3 protein-coding genes are annotated in these 5,036 nt (G+C 44.7%); 2 read left to right on the top strand and 1 reads right to left on the bottom strand.

Annotation, left to right across the window (positions count from 1 at the left end):
* Nucleotides 1–1,222: 1,222 nt before the first annotated feature.
* Both QEH53_RS23285 and QEH53_RS23280 read left to right on the top strand, forming a co-directional pair.
* Entirely contained in the window at nucleotides 1,223–1,534 is a 312-nt protein-coding gene (locus tag QEH53_RS23285) for a transposase (RefSeq protein WP_345785750.1), read from the top strand.
* Between the two features lie 237 nt (nucleotides 1,535–1,771).
* Nucleotides 1,772–4,180, top strand: coding sequence for an ABC transporter permease (locus QEH53_RS23280; RefSeq protein ID WP_309025635.1), 2,409 nt, complete (start codon nucleotides 1,772–1,774; stop codon nucleotides 4,178–4,180).
* 536 nt (nucleotides 4,181–4,716) lie between these two features.
* Here QEH53_RS23280 and QEH53_RS23275 read toward each other — a convergent pair.
* Nucleotides 4,717–4,863 (bottom strand): hypothetical protein, encoded by a 147-nt coding sequence (locus QEH53_RS23275; RefSeq protein ID WP_309025634.1) that lies wholly within the window; start codon nucleotides 4,861–4,863, stop codon nucleotides 4,717–4,719.
* Nucleotides 4,864–5,036 lie beyond the last annotated feature (173 nt).

Here is a 5,036-nt window from a genome sequence, read left to right as displayed (position 1 = left end):
CCGACCATCTCCGCAGCGGCTACGACTGTGGATCCAGCAAGCAAAAGCTTGATCAGTTCCACTTGCTCGAGAGGGCTGACTCGACTGCTTCTTATGTGCAATATTGCATACTAATATCATTTATTGGGCAGTGCAGTCTGTGGAATCCTTTCCACTTAGTAAATAAGTGCGGATTTATATGCTATTAGCTAATAATATTAAAAACGTCCAAGTGCGCTGTCTACAATTACGCAATCGTTGAGGTTCTTTGAATGTCGGACAATAATTGCATTCTTTTAGACCTAAGTTGCTCGTCTCAAAGAATAATCGTAAGTTCTCTAGTTATATGCTTTTGATGCTCCGAAAATAACGCTTTTATTGTTCTGATAGATTTCTAATTGCATTTGCCAATGCGAGCCATTTAGCGATCTTATCGTTGTGATTATACGCACATGATAAATATGGTTCGAGTCTGGCGTTCGGCAGTAATGTTTTTAGAGCGAGAAAGATTGTAAGCATGAGTGCCCTTATCATCGATTAGCGGTAGTTGCATGTTTTGAATGATTCTGATACTCAGGATAAATCGGGAGATGAATCTTATTGATGAAGTCGAAGTCAATCGCTTCCCTCTTAATCTTGTTTTCTGTTCGTCTAGAATCTCTAGGAGAGTGTCCAGTAAGTCCTGAAACAACCTTCCGAGCGAACTTTTTCGCTTTTCGGTTCACTTTGTTGGCTCTTTTCGCGAAGAGGTTCCTACACTGAGGAGTCGATGAAGGAAGAAGGCTGCAGCAGCGATCCCACCGACAGGGAATTGAGCGAATTGGAACTGATGATATCGGGCCTAGCTAAGCTAGGGCGAGCCGCCTGCTACGGCAAGAGATGCGTGCTCAACTCGATCTTCTACATCGTTCGAGGAGAAGTCGCCTGGTCAATGACACCACGGACCTGCGGTCCTGGCGCATTTGTTACCATTACTCCTCGAAGTTAAAGAAGGAGGGCCTCTGGGAGAGGCTGCACGCTAGCTTCGCGGCCACGCGCACTGCAGGGCTGGTAAAAAAAGCCTCCCACTACCGTGATCATCGACTAGCAGAGCGTGCAAACTGCTCGCAAAGGCGCGGTTCGCGGCAATGATGCAGGAAAGAAAGCTAAGGGAAGGAAGCGGCATCTACTCGTGGACACGCTTGGACTCGTGCTCGCCTGAGTGGTGCACTCGGCGTCGATCTAGGACCGCAACAGGGCTCGAATGGTCCTAGACAAGCTTGAGAACGAGTACGGATGGTTCAGCACGATCTGGGCCGACGATGGATACCGGGAAAAGCCGGTCGAGTACGTTTCCGAGAAACGGATACATCGCAGCGTGGACCTAAAGATCTTCAGGCGAAACTACAAGATCGAGGGCTTCAGTGTTCTGCCTCAGCGCTGGATAGTCGAAAGTACCTTCGCCTGGCTGGAGAACAGCTGCAGGTTCAGCGAGTACTATGAACGCACGACAAATTCCTCGCAAGTCATGAACCACATTGCGATGACTAGACTGATGACCGAGAGACTTGCCTAAAACGGACTTATTGGACACTCTCTAAATTGTTTTCGGAGAGTTCGAGTTGCGGATCCGATCCGTGTGCGTCAGTAGTTGCTAGGCAGCCAAGATTGAAGTGAGCTCTATTGGTGGTTTTCACAATTGAACAGATGAAGATATTGTACAAATGCTTGTTGCTGACTGTTGACTATTACTGGTTCGTTTCGTACTCCACAATTAAAGAAACAATAAACAGAATATAGATTCTCAATTAAAATGAACTTTTCGATATTCATTCGTACTTGGTTTAAAAAATCGACGCGCAATCTATCCGTGTTTATCGTCGTTTCATACGCAGTTGGAATCGCGGTCCTTTCCGCTGCGTTCGCTCTTTACGATAGCTCTGTAATAGTCGGGAGTCCGTTTGGAGATGAGGATCGTATTGTTTCCATTGGATTATTTGACCATCAAAGTGGAGATTGGGAGGGGATTCCTCTGGATGAAGTGAATACGGTAATTAAATCGACGCCTGGGCTTCAGTATGCTTCTCCAGTTGCACTGCAGAATGCTGATATAGTTGTAGATAGTGGAAGTCGAACGGTAAATGTTGCATTTGTTAGATCTGATTTTTTCTCAATATTCAATACTGATCCGCACTTGGGGCGGTCTTTTCCCAAAGAAACCGACACGCTGGGGATTACTGATGTGGCTTTGATTAGTGAAGAGCTTTATAAACAAGAGTTCGATTCTAGCCCAGAGGTAATTGGAAGCCTTTATCGGATTGCGGGTCGCAACAGACAGATTATGGGCGTGATGCCGGAGGGATTTGACTTTCCTTGGGAAGCAGATTTATGGGTTCCGCTGAATACGGATACGATCTTTGACGAAACAGGGCACATCGAGAGCGTAGAACTTTGTGCTTTGTTAGCGGATGGAGCCAGTGTAAATTCCACGATAGCCCAACTAGAGCCTTTGGTCCCCCGTTTGCGTGATGCGAATGGAGAGAGGATGAAATCGAGCATGGGTCCGGAAGTTTTTTATTGGAAAGAATACTACATAGGAGATCAGACTCAGTCCGTCTTGTTTGTATTATACGTTTTTGCGTTTTTCTTATTCTTGGTAGGTGTGGGAAATGCCACATTATTGACATCGATAGGAGTAAGTGCGCGGATGGTGGAGTTCGCCACGCGTCTTTCATTGGGTGGAACGCGCAGTCAAATTCGGCGACAGATATTCACCGAGTGCGTCTTCTTGAACTTATGTGGAACGTTGTTGGGTATTGTGATCTATTTTGGAATGGCACATCTTTTTTCCCCGTTTGTCACCGATTCCTTCAGTAAACAATGGATGGGCTTCTCATTGGGTTTGAATACTTTTGCTCATTTTATTGTCATTTTCATAATTTCAACATCATTTTCTGGGGTTGTTGCAGAGTATCAACTTCGTGGATCGACTCTGTTCAATGTTTTAAAGAAAAACGAAAGAACAGCTTCGCGGAGTAACGGTGGATGGTTCGCTTGTATTGGAATTGCGATACAAGCACTGGTTGCTATTATTTCGATTAGCGGAGCGTTTTTGGTGGGAGAGGGTATTAATCGATCGATTGATGAAGGGACTCTTTTTAAGAACGATAGGATTGCTACAACAATACTTTCGATCAATCCAAATGAATATCCTACAGCCAAAGAGAAGGACCAGTATCTCAAAGCAATAGAGTCTGCGATAAACGAAGTGTCATCGGTATCGGAATATTGTGCGTCAATTGAATATTATGGCTTGCAACCGTTGCCTCGATACACTTATCAGATTCAAGGACACGAGTGTTACTCGGATGCTAGTTGCCCTCAGTCCTTTGTGAACGTTGTGCGAGGAGACTACTTCGGCATGGCTGGGATAGCGGTTCTAGCTGGTCGCGTATTCAATCAGTTTGATTTGAGCGAAGTCAGTGGTGTTGCGGTTGTAAACGAGACTTTCGCCAAGCTAAATTTCGGATCTGTTGGTGATGCCGTAGGAAAGCGGATGACGCTTTGGGCAGGACAGAGGGTCGAGGTGGTGGGGGTTGTGGAGGATGTGAATATGCGTGGTGCGGGTAAGCTACGCAGCGAAGCCGCGAACGCAGGGATATATCTTAGTCAAGCGCAAGCCGGGTGGGGCCATATTCGGTATTTTTTTAGCTATGAGAACTCTTTGGCTGAGTTGGGCAAGGAGCTCAATACGGCCTTGTTATCTAGGAACAACGACAAGCGAATCTACGATTTAGTTACTTACAGAGTGTTTCAAGCGGGCCCTTTGGGTACTGCAAAATTGTTGTTATCAATTTTGACTTTTTCTGCTGTTGTAATAGCTTTATTTTTATTTGTTAGTGCATTCGCATTCTCTTATTATCAATGTGTTTTGAAGCAAAAGGAAACCGGGGTGAGGCTTTTGTATGGTTGTGGCATGTGGAGATTGTCTATTACTTATGGAGCTAAGCTTATTTATTCTGCTTTGCTTGCAACAATTCTAGGAGCAATTGGCTTGCACGTAGGCATAGCTAGATTCTCGAGTTTGCTAGCAGAATCTGCTGAGCCACTTAAGCCGCTTCTAATCGGTTTTGTTTTTGTTGGAATAGTATTATTTATATCGATCGTCGTTCCGGTAGGAAGTTTTATTAAAAAATCTATAAGAGAATTGATAGACCAGTGATGCTTCTTTGTTGAGATTGTCATGACAGCCGGCTAGGCGTGTCGCTGTTTGTGATAGGCTTTTAGTGGTTCATGTGGGCTGGGTTTTAATATATAAATCTTTTCGGATTCAGTATTTTATCAGGAAAATTGCTGTAGGTTTAGTTGTTTGGGTAACTCTTAAAAGAGTTTTTCGTGAGGAAATTAGAGTCAGATTGCGATTTGGAGTATAGCAGTATAACGAGTTAAAGATAATACTGTAAATTAGATGATGTATTGCTGGTGTATGACTGAAAGTCATTGGGCAGTAATTGGTTGGATTTTCATTGTATTTAGAAAATTATTATATTATTAAACAATTGATAGGTAAACAGAGCATTAAGGAAATGTGTTGACGCTAACGACTTGCATGATTCTGGACAGATTCTCGGCCAGTTCGGTGGTCTTTGTGAGGCTTGTCATCATAAGGTCGGCGCAGACTACAATCAATATCTGGGGTTTCTCAGCGTTATCGCTCGTGCAGTAGCAAGATTTGATACAGAGGTTCTGCTTGGTCCATTAGAAGGTCAGCTCGTTTTTCCAGCGTGCCATGTGGACCCTCGCCGCTTCGATCGCTTCGAGACCGAAGTGATTGGTGAGGAGGGAAAGGGTCTTTCCCGCTCCCGAATTCAGATAGCCGATACGTCGCGGGTTTGATCCGTACACGGCCTAGGCAATTATTTCGTTGGGCCCGATTAGTCTGGTTGGCCCGAAGATCAGTTGTTTTGTTCGCGGTTCTGGATTTACTAGGCCGCGTGGACAAAATCAAATTTAACCCAATCCACTAATGCAGCGACATTTACGAATCCCATATAGGTTTTCTCCAGTTTGTCGTAGCG

The organism is Pelagicoccus sp. SDUM812002 (assembly GCF_031127835.1).
In the GTDB taxonomy this organism is placed as follows: domain Bacteria; phylum Verrucomicrobiota; class Verrucomicrobiia; order Opitutales; family Opitutaceae; genus Pelagicoccus.
Note: the sequence above shows the minus strand (reverse complement) of the source record. Positions and strands in the feature narration are given on the sequence as shown.